Here is a 23,413-nt window from a genome sequence, read left to right as displayed (position 1 = left end):
TATGACGATTATGATAAACCAGAGTGAAGTGACCGCTGTAGAGCAATTGCCTGATAAGGTTCAAACATTGATACAGTTGATCCCTGAAAGCAAAAATGCATTTGACCTACTACTTAGTAATCAAGATGAGAACTTCAGCTTTAATTCAGCCGATAGCTTAATTGAGCAACTTGCTCTGGGCATTCGCAATTCGTCACTCGTTTTAATACCCAGTGTTAAATTGGTTGCTGACATAAAAAAACTATTAAATTTAAGTACCAATGATCTACGAGATCTATCATATGCTGTTAGCGACAGTGTACAAAAACCAGATCCAGTAAAACCGACACAGCTGTTAAAAAAGTACCACCTCCTAGACAGCAGTGACTTTTCTACTGTAAATAACTTTATCAAGCGCAATAATTTAAGTGATGCTTCACTCATATGGTCCGCCAGTTTTCAAGATCAGATCACATTACAGCGCACATTAACCTATTGTGAGAAAGCTTTTTCATGCTCCAACGCTCAAACAAAGAGTGCTTGTAAGTGGGCCTTAAGCAAAGCACAAAATCTCAGTGAGTTTGCACATTACTACTGTATCTACTTAGCATGGCAGCAATACTTATCTAAAAAAGTCGACCCTATAGATACACTCATGGCGCAACTGCAGCCCGTGGTACTTTCTCACTTAAAATGTCCAACAGTGACATTTGAACTAGATGCAAACACCTTAAATCATGCCATTGTACAATGGCATGAAATAGGCAATACCATTGGCTTTAACAGTGCCACTACTGGGCTACTCAACATCATATTAAACATTGACCTGTCTGACTCCTGCGAGCTTATCACGCAAGCACACCAGTACATAGCAAGACTGCAAAAGCTGCTGGCTCAAACACTTGCCAGCGAACACTTCGTAAACCAAGCCGGATTAGCGCAATATTACGTATTCGAACTAGAGCAACGCAGTGTAGTGATGAGCGTGGCCGCAGATGGGTGCTTAAGTATTGTTAGTGATAAACCTCTTAAAAGTGTAATAACGTCCCCTACAAATACGCCTAAAGGAGAAGCATAATGGCCCACTCAGCTAACAATAAAAAGTTAGATAAAACAGCAGCAACCACAACGCTAGATCACTTAAATAGCTTGGCCAATAAGACGGTGCCAGCAGGGTTGAATGACTTACTTGCAGGGATAGATACCATGCTGGCCAATGCACAGCATACAATTGACAGCTCTTTGCAACAATCGGCTGCGTTAATTGAGCACTCTCGTCAGCAATTACAGCAATTTGAACAGCAGCAAGACCCACATCAAAGCAACGGATCAGGGCCCTCTAAAAATGTGCTAGGGCACGATGATTATACCTTAGGTAACACAACGCCACAGCCAGGAAATGAGTCGGCAGGCAATATATTAACGCCTTCTTTCACGACGCAACAAACCGCTGCATTAGAGGCTGCCCAGACTGCGCAACAAACTATGGATGACGCGATTAAACAGATGCAGCAACAATTATTAGCACAGAGCAAACACTATGAAGCGTCTGTCGCAAAAAAAGTGGCATCTCATGAAGCGCATAACCAAGGCCCACAACCTCATCAAGCGCAGGGCTAAACTATGATAGCCATTGAATTTTCAAGCATCGAATGCTCTGCTGATGAAGATGTCAAAAAGCAGGCTGCAGTGAAACAAATGCGCGCGCTCATGGCACGTTTAGAAGGCGCACCAAAGTATCACACTCTCACAACAAAAGATCGTACTTTACTGATTAAAGAAGGCTATGCCCGTGATTTGGTCGATAACTTAATTTTTATCACTGAGCGAATGCTCACGCGGCCCAAAAGCTACGACAGTCAAGCGGTACAACCTGATAGTCAAGATAATCTCGAGTTAGGGTTTAACTACGCCGCGTTTGACCCTGCGCTATTTGCCAGTAACACCATAAGGTCACATTTAGTACAATTGTCAGACGGATGCTGCGCGCTCTGTGAGAGCCCATTAGCCGCCACACAGTGCGGTGAAATCGCTCACTTTAGACCCGTAGAACTGCTTGATAACGCCTCAATTGATAAACAAGTTATTCACTCTCAATGCTCACCTTACTATGCTTTGGCCTACGAACAAGAGAACTTACTTTATGTGTGCCGTGCGTGTAATGAACAACACAAAATTGGGCTTTTCCCAGTCAGCGGCCCTCGATTTCCTAAAGTTGCCATTGAAAATGAGCATCCTTTACTGGTCAGCCCTTACCATGACAAGCCACGTGACTATATTCGCTTTAACCCATTTACCGGTCAAGCATATAGCTATGACAAAGTAGCCGCCTTTTTAATGGCGACCCGACAATTAACCGCGCCTGAGGTTGAGCAGTTGATTTGGTCACAACCGGATGTGATCCCAGTGCAGGCCTACACAGGTATACTTTGTGATACCGCCAAAGAGCGCGATTTTTCATCTTGGTTTGCAACACTCGATCACCAAACCCAAATACACCTAAGCCGTGGCGAACTAAGCATTGACAGCTATGGCCTTAATCGCCCAGCATTGGTAAATGCAAGGCGTGCATTTAGTGCGCAACTGCTGTCAGTTTATACCCACACACACAGCGCAAAGTCCAAAATTCAGCATAAAAACACTGTTCTGGAAACAAATACAAACACACCCAAAACTGAAACAAGCCCTGCTCGCCCGCTATCTGAGATTCCACTCACTGGATATCGCAGCTTTGCAATAGACGCGTTAAATAGCTGGCAACACAGCGTGAAACAACTCCCCGCTCTTGTTCATGATGTAATAAAGCAGCCACAAGAAAACGCCAACAACCCTTCCGATGAAGCAATCGCGGCAGTTCGGGCATTTCCCATGTGGTTTAGGTCATGCATTAAGTACTGTGTTGGGGAGTCGCACCTCACGCAACAGGACAAACGTCAGCTGGTATTCCTCTCAGGTCAAGATGCGCACTATGGACAAAAATCGATAGAAAAGAGCGTATTTTTAGCGATTGACTGGTTAGCCGACCAACATAAAGTGATTAAAGTAAAATCGCATCGAAATATTTGGGAGACGTCTTTTGCAGAGCTTGCATGTTCACGGGCGCAGCAGCTCACTGATTTATTCAGTCACAATGAAATCTGGGTGGAAGGGCCCTTCGCGCCCTTAGCACCAAATTGATGAAGCCAACCTAGCATAGGTTTTTTTATTTAGTTATTTTTAACCAACCAACAAGGAAATACCGTAATGAGCCAACCAATAGAGCCCACTGTAAACCAAGAAGAGCAACAAGCAACGAACGCCGTTGAATATACTGACACTTTAGTAGCAGAACAAAGTACTGGCTATGCTACCAGCACACCTGAACAAGCTGAGCAAGTGGCCACCAATGCGGTTGTCAATGCCATCAACGCAACCGCTCAGCAACTACAAGGTGAGGCTGAGTACAACTCACCAGTGGAGGCTGAGCAACGAGCAACCCAAGCCGTTGCAGCAACCGAGTACGAATAACCCCCTATGGGTTAATGCCCAGCAACGTGTTATTCACTTAACACCAAAAACCGCCTTGCTCACCCAGCCGAGTAAGGCAGTTTTTTATCTTTATTGTGGACATCATCACCCACCTCTAATTTCGTCTCCCTGACGCAGGTCAGGGCCCACATAAACTAACCCAGCACTTTACTCCCCCAATCCCCAATCCCCAATTCACCTACAGCCTCAATTCACTTACAGCCTCAATTCGTCTCCCTGCCCCAAATTTTATCTCCGCCCCCTATATTGTCTCCCTGACGCAGGTCAGGGCCCACATAAACTAACCCAGCACTTTACTCCCCCAATCCCTAATTCACCTACAGCCTCAATTCGTCTCCCTGCCCCAAATTTTATCTCCGCCCCCTATATTGTCTCCCTGACGCAGGTCAGGGCCCATATCAATTCGCAGCATAATAAAAAAGCAAAATATACCAAACACCTCCACAACAAATACCAATCACATGCACTGGATCTTGCCTATAGTATTTGCATCAAACGGCTTCTTATTAACAATAGCGAACACGAATTATGTGGTTAACTCAAGCAAAATGCGCAGTACACAGAGCCTTACCCAGCACAGCAGCCAGCTCCTTAATGCAGCGTAAAACGCATCGCTTTGCAAAGGTACTCACTCGCCCACATACACAAGGGTTACCACCACGGCTAAAACGCGGCATGGAAAAACTCACCGGGGTGAACCTAGCCAATGTGCAAGTACACTATAACTCGCCTAAACCCGCGCTGGTGCAAGCGCATGCCTATGCGCAGGGCAAGGACATTTATTTATCACCAGGGCAAGAAAAGCACCTCCCCCATGAACTGGGCCACATAGCTCAGCAAGCACTGGGGATGGTAAAGCCCACCACCGAAGTTAATGGTGTGGCGGTCAATGACGACCCTAAACTTGAGCAACAAGCGACAGACTGGGGTGAGATGGCGGTTCGTTTAGGTGGGCAGGGGTAGGTGAAGATGGAGGCTGATTTACGTTGTTGCCATAGACAATGTTAAAGAGCCAGCAGGATTTAAAGTCGTTCAGATGTGAGATTTTAAACAATCGTGGTCTTTTAACGGCTAGATAGGGTGTTAAAAGGCCATAAAGTGATAATGAGACAGTCTGAATAAAGTCCATGGTGGCTTTGTTAGCATGTTATAGGCAATGAAAACAGCCTATAACAGTCAATAAAGAATAATTTAAAAGGATAAAGAAATGTATGAACAAGTAGAAAAACCGAAAGAGAATAAAAGTAGAGCTATTGCTAATTCAGTTGCTCAAAAGAAAAGCAATGTGATGCAAATTTTTGTGGATAATAGACCTGAGGCTGTTGCTCAAAGAAAGTTGCAAAATGCCATTATGAGTGGGCGAGATACAGGCAAACGACGCTCTATAGAAATCATTCAAAGAGAAGTAATACGTGATGGAGAGTTTTCTAAAACAGGTGGTTTTTATAATGATTACAGTTATTTCAAGACTATATTGCCTACATCAATTTATACTGACAAGCTTACGGACTTGATAATAACCACCGAAGATTATGGGGGCAAGAAATATGGGAACACAAAATGTGAAATACAATATGGTGGTAAATGGTATGATATTGATCAGACGACTGAATGGAATAAAGCACATATGGATGCGAAAGCGCGGATTATTATAAGTATTGACGGGAGTAAAAAAGGCAATTTAAATCAATTAGAGGTGATAGAAACATTAGCTCATGAATGGAAATTGCATGGAGAACACTTTTACCGATTTATTAATAACAATTTACGAACAGATATAAGTGAATCAAAATTACTTGATCGCTATGACGAGCGAGATGCCCCTGGTGGATACTTGAATGTAGATACGCAACATGAACGTTTGTTTAAAGCATCTACAGTGACCCCTATGGACGAGAGTATTGTTATGATAGGGGAAAACATGCCCGTAAAGAAAGCAGATGAACTTTATGAGGAGTATAGGAAAGATGTAAAAAGTCACATGGGAGCGTCTTATGGACATGTCCCATCTATGAACTTCTTGACCAGAATGGAAGATCAACAGCACAGATTATAGATGTTTTCATAAAAACTTAGTTCATTGGAAGGCAAGCCCATAACAAAACCTAAAAGCCATTAAAAACAGCTTTTAGCCCCATTGTTATAGGCAATAAAAGACAGCTTATAACAATCGTTAAAGTTCAATTTAAAAAGGTTTGAGATATGTATGCGCTAATAGAAAACCCAAAAGAGAAAAAGTATAGGTCGATTGCTAATTTTTCTGCTCAGACAAAAAGTAATGGGAAACAAGGCTTAGGCTTTGTGGATAGTAGAAGGAATGGTAATTCGGTAGTTGATCGAAGAAACGACAAAGGCAACGCAATGGTCCAATTGGCAATAACCAGAGATGATTATAGTGTTGCTCAAATGAGGCAATCACAAGTTATTCAATGTGATCTAAAGGATTTGGTGAAAGTTCCATTCAGTTGGAAAGGTTTTCAATCTGGATTGTTGATTATCGAAGGTGGGATGACAATGGCTGCTGGATCAATGGCAACAGCATTTCCTTGGTTATCATGGCCTATATGGACGTCTGGATTACTAAAGATGGTAAGAGGATTTACAGAGTGGACTCAAGTCTATTCTGATAAGAGTACGGATAAAGGACTAAATCAATTCAAAGGTCTGCTTAAGGCCCTAGAAGCTGCATCTATAGATATGATCGCCATTGGAGCAGTTATTTCACCTAAGCATTTCCAAGATGCTACGTTAAAAGCACAAGTAGTAGCGGCTATTATGGCTATCATTAAAAGTTTAAGAGCAATATTGGATTTCCTAAAAGATACTGTTTGGTTGGAGACGAAAGTAGGAGCAATGTGGCCAAAGATAATAGCTGTTGTTTCATCAACTTTAAACACTTTTGAAGGCATTGTACTGGATGTGTCAGGGGTCGCTCTATTGGCAGAAGGTGAAAATGGAGCAGGATTGTTAACATTAGCAACTGGATTATCGAAAAATGTTAGAGGTGTAACAGGTGTAAAAAAGGCAGGAGATAAAATTACAGAGCATCAAAATATTGCTGCAGTGCATCCTCAGAATGTTCAACAAGCATAACCCATAACAAAACCTGGGAGTGTCCATATATGTCTTTTTTCTATTAGCCGAAATCCAACGGAATATGTGAATGTTCTCTTGCAAACTGACCATTGGCTGGTGCCCAGTTTCTCGGCGCAAAATAATTAACGTGATCATCGGGGTGAACGCTGACCAATGGCTCAGATAAAAGCCATTTGTAACTCCCTGTAACTCCCCCAAAAAATGAAACAGTTCATAAGTAGAATTTTCCATTAACTAAAATAGGAAAATTTACGATGAGAAAAAGTAAGTTCACCGAAACTCAAATTGTCAGCATGATCAAAGAAGCTGAATCAGGTATTCCAGTGCCTGAAATTTGCCGTAAACATGGCATAGGCCAAAGCACATTTTACAAATGGCGCTCAAAATATGGTGGTATGGAAGCATCTGATGTTAAACGCCTTAAAGAACTTGAAGAAGAAAATCGTAAGCTAAAAGATATGTTTGCAACGCTGAGCTTAAAGCACTCGATGCTTGAGGATATCATTGCAAAAAAGCTGTAAAGACAAGTAGACGCAGAGCTTGGGTTGAGCATTTGAGAACTCAATTTAACGTCAGCGTCGCATTTGCTTGTGAAGTGGCTGGATTAAGCCGCTCAGTTTTTTATTACAAACATAAACGGCCATCAGATGATGAAGTTATCGACGCATTGCTAGCATTGATCGAACGTCACCAAAGGTGGGGGCTGCCCAAACTATTTAAAAGGCTTCGCAACAAGGGTAAACCTTGGAATAAGAAGCGTGTTGAACGTGTTTACAACATGCTTAAACTCAACTTAAGACGTAAAGGAAAACGCCGTGTACCAACGAGAACGCCAGAACCATTAAGTGCCCCACTGCAACATAATGAATCTTGGTCAATGGACTTTATGAGTGATGCATTAAGCTATGGACATCGGTTCAGAACATTGAATGTACTCGATGACTTCAATCGACAAGCATTAGCGATTGAAGTTGATACCAGTTTAACGGCTGAGAGAGTAATTAGGACACTAAAGCAGATCATTGCTTGGCGCGGCAAACCAAAACAAATTAGGGTAGATAATGGCCCAGAGTTTACTTCCACTATGCTTGAAACGTGGGCGATGGAAAACAGTATTAAGCTAGAGTTTATAAAACCTGGTAGCCCTTATCAAAATGGCTTTGTGGAAAGGTTTAACCGAAGTTACCGTGAAGAAGTGCTAGATTTATACTTGTTTGAGTCACTACAAGAAGTACGTGAAATCACAGATGAATGGTTAGATATTTATAATTATGAACGACCCCATGATTCACTTGGTGATATGACACCAATTAGTTATCTTGAGGCTGCATAAAATTCTACAAAAGAGCTGTACTAAATTGGGTGGAGTTACAATAGTGTCACTTAGTTTGCGACTAGAACTCTGTATCGCTCACAAAAAATATTGCTTACCATGATGTACAGGTGTCCCTATTTAAAGGGCACTAACGGACTTAACATAGCATTATTAAAAGTCGAGGACGTAGAGCATTATCTACTAGGTCGCTTAATGCGCCTCAACGGCAACGTGATTTACGTCCCCCGAAAAACCTCATGATAGCCATAGTAATCTACATCGTTTTTAACGATTGAAAAAAAGACACCCACTCTAATTTGACCAATCCAAACCCCTTGCCTATCTTTAAATAACCAGCCCAAAAGATAGGCAAACTCTCATGGCTATTGCACGTAAAAGACAAGTTAGTTTAAGTGACACAAAATATTATCACTGAAAAAAAAGACATATATGGACACTCCCGGTATGTCAAACAAAATAACTCTGGCGGGGTAGAATAAACTACCTCGTTTTTTCATTTCGTCGCTGCCACTGTTTGACGTTTGACCCATTTGCAATAAAGCGTTGCTCTGACATATATCCGGGCTTAACTGTTATTTCAGTGCCCCTAATGAGCTTCGAGCCTATACACCCTAATTTGAATACACCCAAGCGGTTTATATACCGTGCCTTTGCCGGGTTTTGTATAGGCAGGCTAGGCCTTTTTTCATCTAACTGTAGCGAACAATGATAGGCGATTGGCAAGTACTCTCAACACCCACTCGGGTTAAGTCACCCTTGTCTTTTACGAGCTGCTTGCCAATCTAACTTGGTGTTTAAACATTACCTTGAACCTGGTTGCATGAACGTATGGGGCGGTAATATTCATTTTTTTGAAGTAATATCCACATTAATCTTGCCAGACGATGCGCCATTGCAACCGCAGCTTTATTCACACCACGCCTTTGCTTGATGGCAGTGACCCATAGGTTCAGGTCATCGTCTTTTTTATGCGCGTGGTTCACAACCGTTCGAGCACCATGAATAAGTTGTTTTCTGAGGTACCCATCTCCACGTTTAGTAATTGTGCCCAAACGATTTGTTTCACCAGACGCATATTGCCTAGGCGTAAGGCCAAGCCAGACGCTAAAGTCTTTCGCACTTTTAAATGCTTGCCCTTTATCGATACTAGCGCTAAACGCGGAGGCAATGATAGGGCCAATCCCAGGAATTGATTGCATAATTTCTGCACTGGTGTTGTGGGTATTAGTTTGTTGAAACAAGGTATCCATTAGTTTAATTTTTTTATCATAGTTTTCTAACTCTTGTTGTACTTCTAACAACATGAGGCGAATAACAGGTTGAACATCTTGTGATAAAAGTTCATGGATATGCTTTTTGAATACAGAGTATGCTTTGGGAATGTGAAACCCAAATTCGAGGAGTAAACTTCGAGTTTGATTTATACAGGCAGTACGAGTACTGAGTAGCCTTTCTCGTATTCTATGTAGACAAAGCACAGCTTGTTGCTGTTCACTTTTAATGGGAACAAAGCGAATGTTAGGCCTTCTACTTGCTTCATATATTGCCAAACAATCATTTTTATCATTTTTGTTACCACGTACAAATGGGGTGACATGTTGTGCAGGGATTAAATTAACTTGATGACCAGAATTTAAACATGCTCTGCCCCAGTAGTGAGAGGATGAACAAGCTTCCATAACGACTTCACAAGGCGGTAAATTAAGGATTATTTCATGGAGTTTTACTCTAGAAACCCGCTTTGAGAAACAAGGTTTTCCGTGTTCATCAATTCCAAGAAGTTGAAAGACATTTTTTGCTAAATCGATGCTTAATATACTAACGTTATTCATGATGGATGCTCCTACTAACTATCGTTAAAAACACACCTTTAGTTTGGCGCATTGACGCCGATTTGGGAGTGTCCATCTCATCACCCACTTTAATTTGACCATTTAAATCCCTTGCCTATCTTTAAATAACCAGCTCAAAAGATAGGCAACCTTTCATGGCTATTGCACGTAAAAGAAAAGTTAGTTTAAGTGACACAAAATATTACCACTGTATTTCTCGCTGTGTTCGCCGTGCCTTTTTATGTGGTAAAGACACCTTTACAGGTCAAAGCTATGAACACCGCCGGCAATGGGTAGAAGATAAATTACTAGCCCTTACAAAAGTGTTTTGCATTGATGTATGTGCCTATGCAGTAATGAGTAACCAGCAAAACATCGGGAATGTTTTACAACAGCGTTAGCTGATCCGAAGGACGAAAGGCAGGATGCCTGAAGTATACCCATGTGGTGTTGTTTGTGGATGATAAAAAAGCGCAACGCTTAAGTGATAAAGCGGTGATTATTCGTTGGCATAAACTGTTTAAAGGTACTTTGCTGACACAAAAATACCTACAAGGGGAGAAGCTCGATAAAGCCCAACAACTTTTTTTAAAGCAAACCATTGAGCAATATCGAACGCGTTTGGCGGACATCAGCTGGTTTATGCGCATACTCAACGAAGACATTGCCCGTAAAGCCAACCGAGAAGATAAATGCACTGGGCGCTTTTGGGAAGGGCGTTTTAAATCTCAAGCACTGTTGGATGAAGCCGCCCTTGCAGCCTGTATGGCCTATGTGGATTTAAACCCCATACGCGCGAACATGGCGAAAACCCCAGAAGAGTCACACCACACCAGCATACAAAAGCGCATTAACAGTGCACAAGAAGGTAAACAACCCAAACAATTAATACGCTTTGCAGGCAGCCCCAGAAAACACATGCCCAAAGGCGTTCCTTTTGAGTTAAAAAGCTACTTAGAGCTGGTTGAACTCACTGGCCGTTGTATGCGTGAAGACAAAAAAGGGCATATAGCGCATCATCACCTACCGATATTAGAGCGACTTAATATTGCCCCCGAAAACTGGCTAACGCTCACCACACAATTTAGCAAAGTATTCAAAGGTGCCGTAGGGCGAACTAATACCCTTAATAATTATTGTGAACACCTGGCAATAAAACGCAGAATTAGTGTAAGTAATTGCGAGCGATTACTGGCTTAACACTAAGTTCAACTCTACCTAAAAAGCACCATGCGAGCCTTCGTAGGAACACACCTTTCTCAAATACAGTAAAAATCAAAACTTACGGCTTAGTGAGAAATATTCTGGGTAAAAACACCGCATCATTTAAAAATAACCTCAAGATGAGTCATAAGTCTTTATTCATAATGATGTTTAAGTTATATAAATTAGTTTGGTGCCTTTTTATTTCAGCTGAACAATTTAAACTCGATGGAATGACAAAAGTGTTTCGTAATCGAATAATGGATATCCGCTGGTTCATGCGAGTACTCAACGAGGCTATTGCGCGTAAAGCTAATTTTGAAGATAACTGCACTCGCCGCTTGTTTGGTATACGTTGATTTAAATCCAATACGAGCAAAAATCGAAAATCCTCCCGAAGAATCAGATTTCACGATCATTAAAAGGCGCATCAAGCTATTACAGGAACAATCAATTTAGAATGGGCAATCAATTTAGAATCGGTGTCTTTTTTTCTTTGTGTCTTGAACGAAGTACCCAAAAAACAAAAGCGAGTTCAGGTGCAGCCCATTGACTGGTATAAAGATAACGATAGGATCGACAAAAAACGGGCCATGGCTGTCGCCTATTTAGGGGTCAATAAACATGAGTGACGTCGCCAAAGCATTTGGGGGGCACTACACCACTGTCAGCTCCGCAGTTGCACAATGTAAGACCTGACCCTACCCCATCTTTGTACCCTACCTTTGGGATTCACTACGCCACTCTTAGCCATGCAGTTACAAAGTGCAAGACCTGACCTAACTACGTGTAATTCGATGTAATAGATGATTTACGTTATGGCTGCTAGTTTGAGTACTGTGTGTGAATTCAACATTCACTGATCAGATAGATGTTACTTTAAATTAATTTGCTAAAGGAATTAAAAAATGTGCACCGATTTTTCAATCAAAGGGTTAACTCTTGATCCAAATAAAAGTATTCCTGTCATTGGCCGCTCAATGGAGCTGGGCCCAAACTTAAAATCTCAAATATTTTTTAGGCCAAAAAATCATGAATATAAGCAATTAATAGCGAAGTCTTTAGATACATTAACAGAGGATACAGCGAGAGAAGATTTTATTCTGCGCTGCGATATTAATATGATCACTCCTTTACTGTTAACTTGGCAGGGTAAGTATGACTTTATTTCTCTAAATGGCTTTAAGACCTCTATCAGTAACGTACTGGATAAAGAAAGTGATCCGAATGCGAACATCGCAACCAATGGGATGAACAACGAGGGCCTGACAACTGGAACCATGGTGTTCGCGCAATCAAAATATCAAAACCCGCTCGATGAGCATAATAACCCAATAGCTGCAAAAGGGGTCATCTATTACCCAAGTCTTACCACGTGGATTTTATCAACTTGTGCAACTTGCCAAGACGTCATTGATGGTTTGCAATATGGCCAACTCAAAGTAAATAAACACGGTTCAAAACTTAAAGAGAGCAAGGTAAAAAATAAAGACAAAATAGTGGTGGCTAACCCTTTTGAACCGAGCTCAGTGCCAAGTGCTATGAATTTTCATTTCCCCGTCCATGATGCACTCGGCAATAGTATTGTATTAGAGTACGTGGAAGGTCAATTGCAAATCACCGATCTAAACCCGATTGGCGTATTAACGAATGACCCTATAATCAGTTGGCAACAGGAAAACGTAATTAATAACTATGTCAATGTGGTGCCGTTTAACTTTCAAAATAACGAGGGTTACCCAGACGTGCCCAGTGTTGATGCATCGCAACGCGCCGCCTATAAATTTCAAAGCTTTTCACATGCGCAAGGCACTGGTTTTTCAGGGTTACCGGGTAGCTCGACGCCAGTGGATCGCTTTGTACGAGCCGCTATGATGAGTAACTTTGCATTTCCTGTTTTTCAACTTACGGAGCTCAGTGAGGTTGATAATGCGAATACATTTAAACAACATGCTCGTGATTATGCTCAAGCATACAATGAAAGACTGCCAATTGAAGCAGACATTGAAGTGGGTATTACTGACGCGACAACACTCGCATTTCATATTTTGAATACGGTTGATATCCCATTGGGCACGAGCCGAGACTCACAGGGAAAAAATGTCCATGATTACACGCAATGGGTAACTGTTTCTGACTTAGTGAATAAAACCTTTTCTGTACGTATGTATCAATCAACTCAGGTATTTGAATTTAAATTAGAAGATATTCAATTTGAAGGCTTAGAGGCACATGTTCATTCACTTGATATCACCATTAAATCTGTAGATTTAACCGATGTTGTCAATCAGCATTCTTCGTTCGGCAAACAGTCTCAACAACAGACCGCTTAAACCATCATAACCAGGGTCTCTAGTTCAGACTAGCCCTAGCGGCGCGGTCTGGTCTTGCTTCAAGTACAAGACCACGCTCCGCCGCGCTATCTATAGCGTGCCAACGTGCCATCTATCAGCTTAAGGCATTCATTTATATCCCCGACCATCCAGCGGCCAAACTTTCCGCCGGGTTTGATATTGTGCAAGCCTCGATTGGTATACCACTGGAGCAGTTCAGCCTGTTTTGGCCTGCCGTCATATCCTGAGGACTCTGCGATTAAACGCACGATATCACACCCAGCTGCCTTGCCTATTTCCATGACGTGTTTCATTAACTTCACCCCTGTACCTTTTTTCAGCTTGTTAGATACTAGGTCGGTGATCTCCAGTATTTTTGCGCCTTGATAATTAAACATCTTATATTTTAGTTTTCCTTCTTTAATACACAGGTCCTTGCCATCTCCGGTGAGCTCGCGCGATAAGGTCTTGGCGTACTTGTCGTATTTATGCTCTGCTTTTTGTAATACGCCCTTTACTTGGGCACTGCCTCTTTGCTGCGAAACACGCCCTATGATGAGTCGGTGATTATGGCGTTTATCATTTTTTATCTGTGCGTACATATCGCATACCTTATTTAGTAAAAGCGGTAACTCATTTAACCTGTATCTGTTAGCAAATATGCATGGGCTCACGGATGTTTTTATGTTGGCAAATGGCAAACCACGCACTTGTGAGGTCACCAAAACACACTTATCTAGGGTGATAATTTATCAGGTGTGTTTACTATAAATTTTCTGAGGTGATAGCAATTGGTATTAAAACCCAGTTAATTGGTATTTTATCGGATTATGGCTCAGAGGCTGGTTGAAAAGTGCTGCACAAACCAATATAACGCGATCATCTAGCAACACATAAAGCCATAGAAAGAGAGGCCAGTGTAATGACTATTTTTTTTAGTAGGCCTCAAATTTAGGTAAATCAATTAGCCGAAAACCAATGGAATATGTGAATGCTCTCTTGCAAACGGACCATTGGCTGGTGCCCAGTTTCTCGGCGCAAAATAATTAACGTGATCAACGGGATGAACGCTGACCAACGGCTCAGATAAAAGCCATTGATTGCCATTTCGTATGCGCACAACCCAGCCTGCGCCCCCAACATGGCCTGCTTGAGCGCCTGCATCAGCTTCATGCCCGTGAACATGCCAATCCCCCCATTCAAATCTAAAGCCTCTTTGTGCTCTTGGCCCAATATCAAAAGTATTTTGTAACCCCGCGGGTATTACCGCCATTAACTGATCCGCATCGATTCTGCCACCATGCAGTAAATTCTGAAAATCAGCTCTAGTGGGGTTTGGTGCACCTATTGGCACCCAGTGATCTAGACCAAACAAACCTGCAAGCCCTTCCATTCTTTGCATAGTTTTGCGTTCGGTATTTTGCTTTTTGTTGGAAAAATGCATACTCGGGCTCAATACATTCCTTTTTGATTTATCTACATGTACATACATATTTCAAACCTTTGTTAAGTAGGCTTTACTGTTTGCAAAGCGTTGAAACCGTCCAGTCAATAATTTAGAGCGCCTTGATAGTTTCATCTTGGTAAAAACAGGTCTATTTTTGGTGGTTTTTACGGTTTAAAAAACAAAAACGCCTGCCTTTTTATTGTGCAGCCACTTTGATTAATGGTTTTTGAGAGTCTCATAAACATAGAAAATACCAAGCCCAACAATAAATTACCGATTAAGTTACTCATAACTCAACCTGCAAAAAAACTGAATAGGATAAGTTATGAATACAATACATTCACCACCTAATACCAATGACGCCGAGCAAACCGACTTGGACAATTCGGAACAATATCAAGCCGCCATAGCACTTCAACCTGAAAAGGCACAACCTCAGGCTGCGGCTAGTCTTAACATTTTCACCACACAAAAAACCACTGCACTGGCATTAATTGCCAAGTTACTGGCTTGCTTCCCCGGATTTACGAACCCACAACGAGATGATGTGATCATCGCAAATCGTATTTTAAACTTTGGCTTGGATGAACTGAAAACGTCAGATCTGCCGATTGCCAAAGAAGCGATGGATTCTGCGCGAAGCTTTTATAGCAAATATGCCAGTCTGCTGGGGCTTGCCGTTGGCGGTACAATTAGCGCAGGTGTTGAGTGGCTGCAACATACCTACCCAGAATATCAGGCAATTCGGGCGGCACATGTTGGCAGTGGCGTGATCGCCAGCTGGATAGTACACAATATTATGGGTGAATATGAAAGGCGTTTACATCAACTTAAAGAACACCTTAATTAACTCAAGGTACAGCGCTTGTCTGACGCTAAGGCCGCACAACAAGGATAGCTGCACAATTCGGCCGTCCTTGTGATCCCCCCACCAAAAACCACAACAAACAAAATGCTATAAAAAGCCAACCTCTATTAAGTAAGTAAGTGAGTGAGTACTTGCGATAGTGTAATTGCTTGTAATACTAAATATCTACTCACTGAGCTAGATTTTTAGACGATAACGTATTCCCCCTTGTGATGATTAAAAATCACCTTAAGCCAAAGGGGCATTTAATCCTCAGCATGCTGAGCATCGTTACTTTTACCAAGTCAGGTAGGTCGGGTGTAGCTAAGCTAATTACGTAACCTCATTTTCAGTCAAATAGATATAAGGAACTATGATGTCTAAAACCATTACCTATTATAACTCGGGCGCGATCCCGCTCATTAATGCCAGCGAACTGCCATATGATGTGGTGAATCTGGCATTCCTGTCTTCTTCGTCTAGCAACCCGTTCAATTTAGTATTAAGTGGTGCCATCGCTGCAACGGACTCTAGCTTTACAAATAGTACCATTGAGGCCATAAAAGTAATGCAACACAAGGGGCAAAAAATATTGATCTCATTTGGTGGCGGCACTATGGATTCCAACGCTTATCGTGCGTTGTCAGAGGACACGGCCAAGCTGGCTGACTCGCTGGCAAGCTTTGTGAAAAATAATGAGTTAGATGGCGTGGATATAGATTATGAAGATACCCCCGCGTTCACAGGTCAAGCGGGATACAACGGTGCACAATTCTTGGTCTCATTGACTCAGGAGCTCAGAAAACGACTCCCAAGTCCTGACTACATCATTTCTCATGCACCTCAACCTCCTTATTTGGAGCAAGGCGGATACATGGCAGGTTACGTTGAAGTGGTACAGCAGGCGGGGCAAGAGATTGACTGGTTAAATGTGCAGTTTTACAACAACCCACCTTGGAGCGCCAACCCTGACCAAATTGTTAGCTCATATTTGAATTATACAAAGCTACCTAATATGTCTCCAGAGAAGGTTATTGCTGGCTTTCCTGTCACACAGAACGATGCAGGTTCTGGGTACATGCCAGTACAAACAATCATTAATGAAGTGATTAAACCTATCCAACAACAATCAAGCCTTGGCGGCATTATGAATTGGCAGTTCTCAAGTGACCACAATGGTGACTGGATCAAAGCCATTGCACAATCGCTGAATAGCTAAACCAACACCTGATTTGCTTGGAATAGGCCGCTTTTGGTGGCCTATTTTGCGACAAGGCTCTATAAGGATTATAGAATGCTCCATTAAAGTAGAATATACCAATTTAAGCCCCACTTTTACCAAGTTGGTAAAAAACCCCTCTTTTATAGTTAGTTCAACCAATTTATTTGGTTTTACCTGCAGAACAACAATATTCAAAAAAAGAGGATTTTATTATGAGCACCGAAAAAAATGATCAAGGTACACCAGAAACCCCCAGCTTAGTCAAAATAGTTAATCCACCAGCGCCACAGTTAACTTATTCTGAGGTTGCACACCCTCACGCAAAAGGGATTATATACAATGGTACAATGAAACCGAGCATTGCAGATAATTACAAAAGCGAAGGTTATAACTTTTGTATACGCAGTCTTAACGCACCAACAACGCAATCGTCCCCAACTGCCAAAGGTTCTGGGCCGATCACAATACCGCTGACGGCGCAAGAAACCAATCGAATCACCGGTGCAAATGACAAACATGGATACGGGCTTGCTTTGATGCCTTTATACCATCAAGACGCAAGTAAAATTGGTACTGGCACTGGACAAACAGCTCCATCTGATATCACTACCAGTGTACTTAACCTACTCAGTGAAGCGGCCATTCCAATCGGCACGACTGTCTGGTTACAATTAACAAGCACGGAGAGTGGTTCGGGTTCAGACCAAATTCAGGCTGTAGAACAGCAGATTTTTCAATCGGGTTACTCTGTGGGAATACTAGGCGACGAAGTGCAGCAACAACAGCAAACAAATGGCCGAGTACTGGAGTCTACGTATACACCGTTCGGGCAATCTAGCAGCAACACCCAAATACGCACTATTGCCATTGGTGACAACGCTGGCTCATACCCGATTTATTGGGCTATTCAATAATACTTTCTTTCATATATGAGCAGGCAAGCCTATCAGACCTGCTCTTAACTTAGAGTATCCATTATGCATACTGTACTCAAATATACCGTTCAACCAGGCGACACCCTTGCACTGATCACGATTTCAATTAGAGCCAGTGCGGGGGTTAAAGCCAAAGAGGTTATCAAGGCAAATCCCCACGTGAACGTCGCGCTTTTATCAGCGCACACTTTACTCAAAATACCCTATTGTTGCGCGGGTGGGCATTTTATGTACCAAACACGTACCGGCGATTCGGTCACCTCAATTTGTGAGGGATTAGCCAATGCTGCATCACTTACAGTAATCGACTTAATTAATCACAATTACGCCATAAGCAAACACAAGGCGTCATTAGATCTGAGTAAGTTAAAGAACGACCAAGTTTTATCAATCCCCTACTCACCAGCGTTACATGTTGTAACAGCCATACCATGATATACCAATAAACACCGCGTCTTTGCCAAGAGAAACACCCCGTTTTTTTATACGCTATGTCTATCGTCTGTGATATGACTTATAAGGACACACCTATGTGGCAAATCCATACAGGCCATTCAAGGTCTCAGACCAGTCAAAAAACATGCGCGTTTTCACATAATGCGCGTGATTTAACGCAAGAATGTAGCTGGTTAAAACAACTGCTCCACACGCGCATCAAGCATTACTTTGAGCAAAGTGAGCACACAACGCAATGGCATATTACTGAGCCGCCAGAATTTACGTCTGTGCAGTCTCCCTATGGACACTTCATTGTATCTAATAAACTTAGCACCTTAGAGCGACTCCTGATCATTTTGGCATTAACCCCTGTGATCACTCCCTCCCTCTTTGATGTGCTATTAAGTATAAATGAACAAACAAACCGCCCTTTTACTGAGTTTGGTATGGTTGAGCGTGACGCAACCCTATACGCAAGTGCTGCCACAGCAGCGTTTATTCTGGGTGGAGATGATATAATGACCCAGTGCCATGTATTAAAAACGTTACATACAAGCCCGTTGTTAAAGCGGGTTTTATTACACCATACCGATGGGCACGCCCCCAGCCTATTAAGTGCCCCATTGGCCTTAACCGCTGAGTATGTGCAAACACTGACCACCGCCACGGCGTATACCCCTGAGTCAGACAGCACCTTTGCTGCATCACCTGTGAAATCAAATATGACGTGGCAAGACCTTGTTTTACCTACGTCAATTCAAACCCAATTAGACGACATCATTCAATGGGTAAAGCATGGAGAAGCGCTTATCACAGAATGGCAAATAGGCAAACAACTGCGCCCTGGGTATCGCGCTTTATTTTATGGCCCACCCGGCACAGGAAAAACGCTCACAGCCAGCGTGCTTGGGCAAGCGGTCGACATGGCAGTTTATAAAATCGATTTATCGATGGTGACTTCAAAATACATTGGTGAAACAGAAAAAAACTTAGAAAAGGTGTTTAGTTTGGCAGAACACCGCCGTTGGATATTGTTTTTTGATGAAGCCGACGCGTTATTTGGTAAACGGCAAACATCAAACTCTGCCAATGACCAATTTGCCAATCAAAATGTGGCGTATTTACTACAACGTATCGAGCGCTTTAATGGCATTGTCATTTTGGCGTCTAACTTTAAAGACAATATTGATAATGCCTTTTTTAGACGCTTTGAATCAATTGTGCACTTTGAATCACCCAAGCCCGCACAGCGTTTAAGCATGTGGCAAAATGGATTTTGCGAAAAAACCCGACTTTCTCCAGACATTAACTTTCAGCAACTGGCCGATCAACACCCATTAAGTGGCGCTGATATTGTTAATGTCATTCGATGTGTGTCGCTGAAGTTACTATCACAAGGCCGATCTGAAGTGCACCTTCGTGACATACACGATGCCATCGCCCAGATCCAAGTTAATCATACCCAACCCCGATGGTAAGACAAAGTACGCTTAATCGTAACTTTTACCAAGTTGGTAAAAACCATCAGTTCTATAATGACTAAATCCTACTGAGGTTGGAAATGCCAACACTAAGTAACCTCGATTGGTATTGTTCGCTGTATCGGTTGAGGTTATACCCAAGACATTAAATACAAGGTCAGAAGGTGCACACGTAAATGGCATGATCACACGGCAAAAAAATTCACTATGTCATTATTTAACAAAGATAATTTTTAGCGCTATTTACGCACCTCTTAGCTCACTCACATGACCTTGGAGTTAATAAAACGGGGATGACTTATTGTTGGTGGATTGGACATTAATCAAATGAATAGCAGAGGTAACATGGCTAATTTTGGCGTGTTACCTCTTTTGAATCATTAAGCTTACCTGTGTTTAACTGTGAAAAATAACGATTTAAAAACACGTTATTTACCATCTAATCGGTAAGTTCATCCAAAACTTATCATCATAATTTCTCTACTATTATTCCTGAATTTTAACGTAACCACATATTATAATTAAGGAACAAACTATGGCATTTCCAACCTCAGTTAATGATCAAATCACCGACGCTGTTACACAAGCCAATGTGAAAGTGCTAGGTGATGCACCTGCTATGTCAATGGGCAATCTATTTCAAGCCACATCTCAAGCGCTTGCGAATGCAGCGCATAATGCTACCACTGCGCAACAACAAATGGCCATCACAGGCCAAGCTGCAACCACTATGGGTGTAACGACGTTATATTCAATCGACACAGCCAGTACAGGCGAAGCGACTAAAACCATACTAGGTGCGGGTTAATTTTTAGACATTCCATATGCCTCTCCCTGACATTTTAGATAGTAATAACACACCAAATGCACTGACCTAGGTCGGTGCTTTGGCTCAATTAATAAGGTGAAAAAATGAGTGATAAAGATGCTGATGAAGCCACTGAAAGCCACATCGAACAACAAAACACAGCCTTTGACTTGGATACTGACAAGATAAACACAAAAACGAGCGAAGCGATAAATATAACTGCGCAAGCAACACCAATTGTCCAAACGTCTGAGACTGACAATGAAACAATCGAAAATCTTGAACCCATAATTCAACGCCGGCACTCAGATCTTATCTACGCACTTGGCACAATAAAAGTACGTTTTCCTAACAAAGGAATAAAGAAACAGTTTTTAAGCGCTGCCCGCACCCTTGGCGTTAATGAACAAGACTATTATGGGGTCTTTACTAATAATAATGCCAACACTGATCGTGACAAATATTTATATCTAGCCGAACAAGTGCAATGGGTACTCTCAATAAAAGCGCATTATCAGTATTCACTCGTACCGGCAACACAGCAAATATTAGCTTCATTCATCGCATCACTTAAAGCACCTAGTGATACATTAGAGAGTGTATATAGTTGTGTGATTGGCACCAGTTATGTAAGTGAAAATAATCTGAACCTGCCGGAAGTTGTTTGTGAACAAGTTTACTCTCAGACCTTGGATGAATTACACCGTACTATTAAAGAAGTGTCATCGGCGCAAACCACCGCGATCCAAGATGTCATTAAAGAGTTAGAGGTTACGCCAAACATGGGGGTGACTCCCTTCGATAGAGCCCGTAACTTTGTGGCATTTCGCTACCCTGATATGTATGAACATACCCATAAAATGCAAACAGGATCAAACACCATACAAAGTGCATCATTGTTACGTATTGACATGACTATGTTTGATTCTGTGTCAAGCCACTCTATTGTCGACATAACATTCGTCTATCAAGAGAACAGTTCAGACAAGCTGCATTATTATTATTGCCGGATAGATGTAACGGGACTGTTCCCTTTTATTAATACTGCTATCCAAGCGTTCACGCCTGTACAGCCTTTGTTATGAACAGGGTTCTTTGAGGATCAAGAAAATGAATTTATCAGATAAAACGCACAATGCAGCTAAACCAGACGTGGCCGACACAATTAACCCTACTAAAGAAACACTGCAATGTAAGCACAAACAACCCGATGAACACGTGTATGCAATAGGCTATGTTAAACCATATTTTGCAACAATAGATTTAGAGAAACAGTACGAGGCTGCAGCAGAATTTACCAAGCAGTCTGCTACGAGTTTTGATCACGTTTTTAACTATGTAACATCGCCTCATGAGCAGCCAAATCTTCGTATTCGCCCTTTTTTGTACCTCGCACAACAGGCAACTTGGGTATTTACCATTAATAATGTTGATACATATACGTTATTGCCAAGAACACTCACACAATTAAATGCGTTGATCCAAGCGTCGACTAAACACGAGGTTATTTTAGTCGGGTTAGCCGAGCACATGTCTGTGGGTGGTAGCTATGGTTCCAAAGCGCTCCCAGGCGTTCTGGTCGAGCATATAATTGATACTGTGGACGGTACAAAAAGCGCCCCCAATAAACCCAAAGAAGGTGCGTTAGCGCAATTAAAGCCCAATATTGGGCTATCTACTTTAGAACGCGCCAGCAACTACTTAGTCACGCATTTTGATCAAATCAATATTAATCAAGCGCACAATGAAATCATTGACTGCGTTAATGCCGTGCATTTTCAACATATGCCCTCTCACGAAGACCGTTCCATTATTGAAGTTATTTTATCCGACCCAAATGACACCCGGTTTGCTTGTAATATTGATGTGACAAATGCCTACCCTTTTGTGTCGTCTAAGCTCGCCCCCTTTGCCAAAAGCAGCTAGGAGTTACTTATGTATCACAAGAATAAATCAGCATATCAACGCGTTGAAAAACCCATGGTGTTACAACGTGCACTCACCGAAAAAATTGAATTTGAGACGCAACCAATGAGTCGCCACTATGTCTATTGCGTAGGCAATATCAATGCTAAATTCCCCACGTTAAATTTAGAAAAAGAACTAAACCAGAACAGCATCATGTCATCAAGCCCATTACCTATGCTTGAAAACGTGAATGATAATATTGCATTAGAACGCTTAAATCGAAACACCCAACTGTATCAAGTACTGTTTAAAAGTCTCAGTCAACCGCAGAATAACTATATCGCACGTGCGATGGATTGGGTGCTAGATAACCGCTTTAATGAACAACAATATAAACTTATTCTTACTAATGATGAATTACTTACGCAGTGTATTTCAGCACTGGGCCGTAACGAATCGTCTACTGATGGGCAAGTTGTCGTTATTGGCGTAACCTCTGGCGAAGGCGAGATGCACGTAACTGCTATTATGCCGACGGCGGTAATGCCCTATGGCCAAGTGTGTCATGGTGACAAAAGCACGAATGCACATTTCACGCAACTTGTTCAGGAAATTACTGCTCTCGATAGTTCAGCGGGGTGTACCGATGGAGCTCGCGCACTGAATTTTGTGTTGTATAACACGGTTGACCTATATAATCATTCTTACAGCTTGTACTACAACTCAAGTGCAGATGGCCCAAATCCAAGTGGTTACCAGCTACTTGACGTAAACACTGACACATTAAGCACCGGTGATCGTATTGTCGTTAACGTCATTTTTAAATATCAAGGGATCAATACCGGCGCGCTGCAATATTGGTATTATCGTGTTGATGTAACCGGCGAGTATCCCTTTATTACATCTGCTTGGCAACAGTATTTACCCCATCATACTTTTTAATCTTTGCGACACTGGCAGCGCCTATCACAGTGCGCTAACACTGTAACCCTCCAGCTTATTTCTGCCCTAATAAAACAA

The 23,413-nt window shown here is 42.0% G+C and carries 22 protein-coding genes and 1 pseudogene; 19 read left to right on the top strand and 4 right to left on the bottom strand.

All coding sequences use genetic code 11. From position 1 onward, the window contains the following. Position 1: 1 nt before the first annotated feature. The 8 genes from PCIT_RS22605 to PCIT_RS22570 all read left to right on the top strand — a co-directional run bounded on the left by PCIT_RS22605 (position 2) and on the right by PCIT_RS22570 (position 7,936). Positions 2–1,057, top strand: a complete 1,056-nt coding sequence (locus PCIT_RS22605) for a hypothetical protein (protein ID WP_010366150.1) — start codon at positions 2–4, stop codon at positions 1,055–1,057. Continuing rightward, positions 1,057–1,599 carry a hypothetical protein gene (locus tag PCIT_RS22600; protein WP_010366153.1) on the top strand — a complete coding sequence of 181 codons (543 nt, stop codon included), beginning with the start codon at positions 1,057–1,059 and terminating at the stop codon, positions 1,597–1,599. The genes PCIT_RS22605 and PCIT_RS22600 overlap by 1 nt, the downstream gene beginning before the upstream one ends. A gap of 3 nt (positions 1,600–1,602) precedes the next feature. Continuing rightward, positions 1,603–3,156: a hypothetical protein gene (locus tag PCIT_RS22595; protein WP_010366156.1), complete on the top strand. Its 1,554-nt coding sequence runs from the start codon at positions 1,603–1,605 to the stop codon at positions 3,154–3,156. Positions 3,157–3,222: 66 nt separating this feature from the next. Continuing rightward, a complete protein-coding gene (locus PCIT_RS22590; RefSeq protein ID WP_010366158.1) occupies positions 3,223–3,486 on the top strand; it encodes a hypothetical protein in 264 nt (87 codons plus the stop codon). 549 nt (positions 3,487–4,035) lie between these two features. Beyond that, the gene (locus PCIT_RS22585; protein ID WP_010366160.1) at positions 4,036–4,470 is read left to right on the top strand and encodes an eCIS core domain-containing protein; all 435 of its coding nucleotides are present in this window, start codon (positions 4,036–4,038) and stop codon (positions 4,468–4,470) included. Between the two features lie 244 nt (positions 4,471–4,714). After that, positions 4,715–5,563 (top strand): hypothetical protein, encoded by an 849-nt coding sequence (locus PCIT_RS22580; protein ID WP_010366161.1) that lies wholly within the window; start codon positions 4,715–4,717, stop codon positions 5,561–5,563. Between the two features lie 146 nt (positions 5,564–5,709). Further along, positions 5,710–6,600 (top strand): hypothetical protein, encoded by an 891-nt coding sequence (locus PCIT_RS22575; RefSeq protein ID WP_010366163.1) that lies wholly within the window; start codon positions 5,710–5,712, stop codon positions 6,598–6,600. A 257-nt stretch (positions 6,601–6,857) separates the two neighbouring features. Next, a protein-coding gene (locus tag PCIT_RS22570; protein WP_238347981.1) for an IS3 family transposase occupies positions 6,858–7,936 on the top strand; the annotation gives its coding sequence in 2 pieces (ribosomal slippage) (positions 6,858–7,119 and positions 7,119–7,936; 1,080 coding nt in all). Between the two features lie 797 nt (positions 7,937–8,733). On the opposite strand, the gene PCIT_RS22565 is transcribed toward PCIT_RS22570, so the two are convergent. After that, positions 8,734–9,771, bottom strand: coding sequence for an IS110 family RNA-guided transposase (locus PCIT_RS22565; RefSeq protein WP_192992814.1), 1,038 nt, complete (start codon positions 9,769–9,771; stop codon positions 8,734–8,736). Between the two features lie 155 nt (positions 9,772–9,926). On the opposite strand from PCIT_RS22565, the pseudogene PCIT_RS22560 reads away from it, so the two are divergent. Next, positions 9,927–10,971, top strand: a pseudogene (locus tag PCIT_RS22560) (transposase). Positions 10,972–11,882: 911 nt separating this feature from the next. Then, on the top strand, positions 11,883–13,307 hold the full coding sequence (locus PCIT_RS22555) for a linear amide C-N hydrolase (protein ID WP_010366580.1): 1,425 nt from the start codon (positions 11,883–11,885) through the stop codon (positions 13,305–13,307). Positions 13,308–13,393: 86 nt separating this feature from the next. On the opposite strand, the gene PCIT_RS22550 is transcribed toward PCIT_RS22555, so the two are convergent. Both PCIT_RS22550 and PCIT_RS22545 read right to left on the bottom strand, forming a co-directional pair. Then, positions 13,394–13,909, bottom strand: coding sequence for a hypothetical protein (locus PCIT_RS22550; protein WP_010366579.1), 516 nt, complete (start codon positions 13,907–13,909; stop codon positions 13,394–13,396). 362 nt (positions 13,910–14,271) lie between these two features. Next, a complete protein-coding gene (locus PCIT_RS22545) occupies positions 14,272–14,799 on the bottom strand; it encodes a hypothetical protein (RefSeq protein WP_010366578.1) in 528 nt (175 codons plus the stop codon). A gap of 280 nt (positions 14,800–15,079) precedes the next feature. Between PCIT_RS22545 and PCIT_RS22540 the strand changes: the two genes are divergently transcribed. From PCIT_RS22540 to PCIT_RS22520, 5 genes are all read left to right on the top strand, one after another. Further along, positions 15,080–15,604, top strand: coding sequence for a hypothetical protein (locus PCIT_RS22540; protein ID WP_010366577.1), 525 nt, complete (start codon positions 15,080–15,082; stop codon positions 15,602–15,604). Positions 15,605–15,977: 373 nt separating this feature from the next. Next, entirely contained in the window at positions 15,978–16,820 is an 843-nt protein-coding gene (locus tag PCIT_RS22535; protein WP_010366575.1) for a glycosyl hydrolase family 18 protein, read from the top strand. A gap of 215 nt (positions 16,821–17,035) precedes the next feature. Then, on the top strand, positions 17,036–17,737 hold the full coding sequence (locus PCIT_RS22530) for a glycoside hydrolase family 25 domain-containing protein (protein ID WP_010366573.1): 702 nt from the start codon (positions 17,036–17,038) through the stop codon (positions 17,735–17,737). Between the two features lie 63 nt (positions 17,738–17,800). Beyond that, on the top strand, positions 17,801–18,193 hold the full coding sequence (locus tag PCIT_RS22525) for a LysM peptidoglycan-binding domain-containing protein (protein ID WP_010366571.1): 393 nt from the start codon (positions 17,801–17,803) through the stop codon (positions 18,191–18,193). Positions 18,194–18,288: 95 nt separating this feature from the next. Continuing rightward, positions 18,289–19,674, top strand: a complete 1,386-nt coding sequence (locus tag PCIT_RS22520; protein WP_010366569.1) for an ATP-binding protein — start codon at positions 18,289–18,291, stop codon at positions 19,672–19,674. A gap of 12 nt (positions 19,675–19,686) precedes the next feature. On the opposite strand, the gene PCIT_RS22515 is transcribed toward PCIT_RS22520, so the two are convergent. Next, the gene (locus PCIT_RS22515; RefSeq protein WP_157592861.1) at positions 19,687–19,860 is read right to left on the bottom strand and encodes a hypothetical protein; all 174 of its coding nucleotides are present in this window, start codon (positions 19,858–19,860) and stop codon (positions 19,687–19,689) included. Between the two features lie 352 nt (positions 19,861–20,212). Here PCIT_RS22515 and PCIT_RS22510 point away from each other — a divergent pair, with 352 nt between their 5' ends. From PCIT_RS22510 to PCIT_RS22495, 4 genes are all read left to right on the top strand, one after another. After that, positions 20,213–20,485, top strand: a complete 273-nt coding sequence (locus PCIT_RS22510) for a RebB family R body protein (protein WP_010366567.1) — start codon at positions 20,213–20,215, stop codon at positions 20,483–20,485. 104 nt (positions 20,486–20,589) lie between these two features. After that, positions 20,590–21,570 (top strand): cyanobactin maturation protease PatG family protein, encoded by a 981-nt coding sequence (locus tag PCIT_RS22505; protein WP_010366565.1) that lies wholly within the window; start codon positions 20,590–20,592, stop codon positions 21,568–21,570. Between the two features lie 25 nt (positions 21,571–21,595). Further along, positions 21,596–22,411, top strand: coding sequence for a hypothetical protein (locus PCIT_RS22500; protein ID WP_010366563.1), 816 nt, complete (start codon positions 21,596–21,598; stop codon positions 22,409–22,411). Positions 22,412–22,420: 9 nt separating this feature from the next. Beyond that, complete coding sequence (locus tag PCIT_RS22495) at positions 22,421–23,335, top strand: cyanobactin maturation protease PatG family protein (RefSeq protein ID WP_010366560.1); 915 nt, start codon at positions 22,421–22,423, stop codon at positions 23,333–23,335. Positions 23,336–23,413: the final 78 nt, after the last annotated feature.

Origin of the sequence: Pseudoalteromonas citrea (assembly GCF_000238375.3) — a bacterium.
In the GTDB taxonomy this organism is placed as follows: Bacteria; Pseudomonadota; Gammaproteobacteria; order Enterobacterales; family Alteromonadaceae; genus Pseudoalteromonas; species Pseudoalteromonas citrea.
This window is presented reverse-complemented; position numbering and strand designations above follow the sequence as displayed.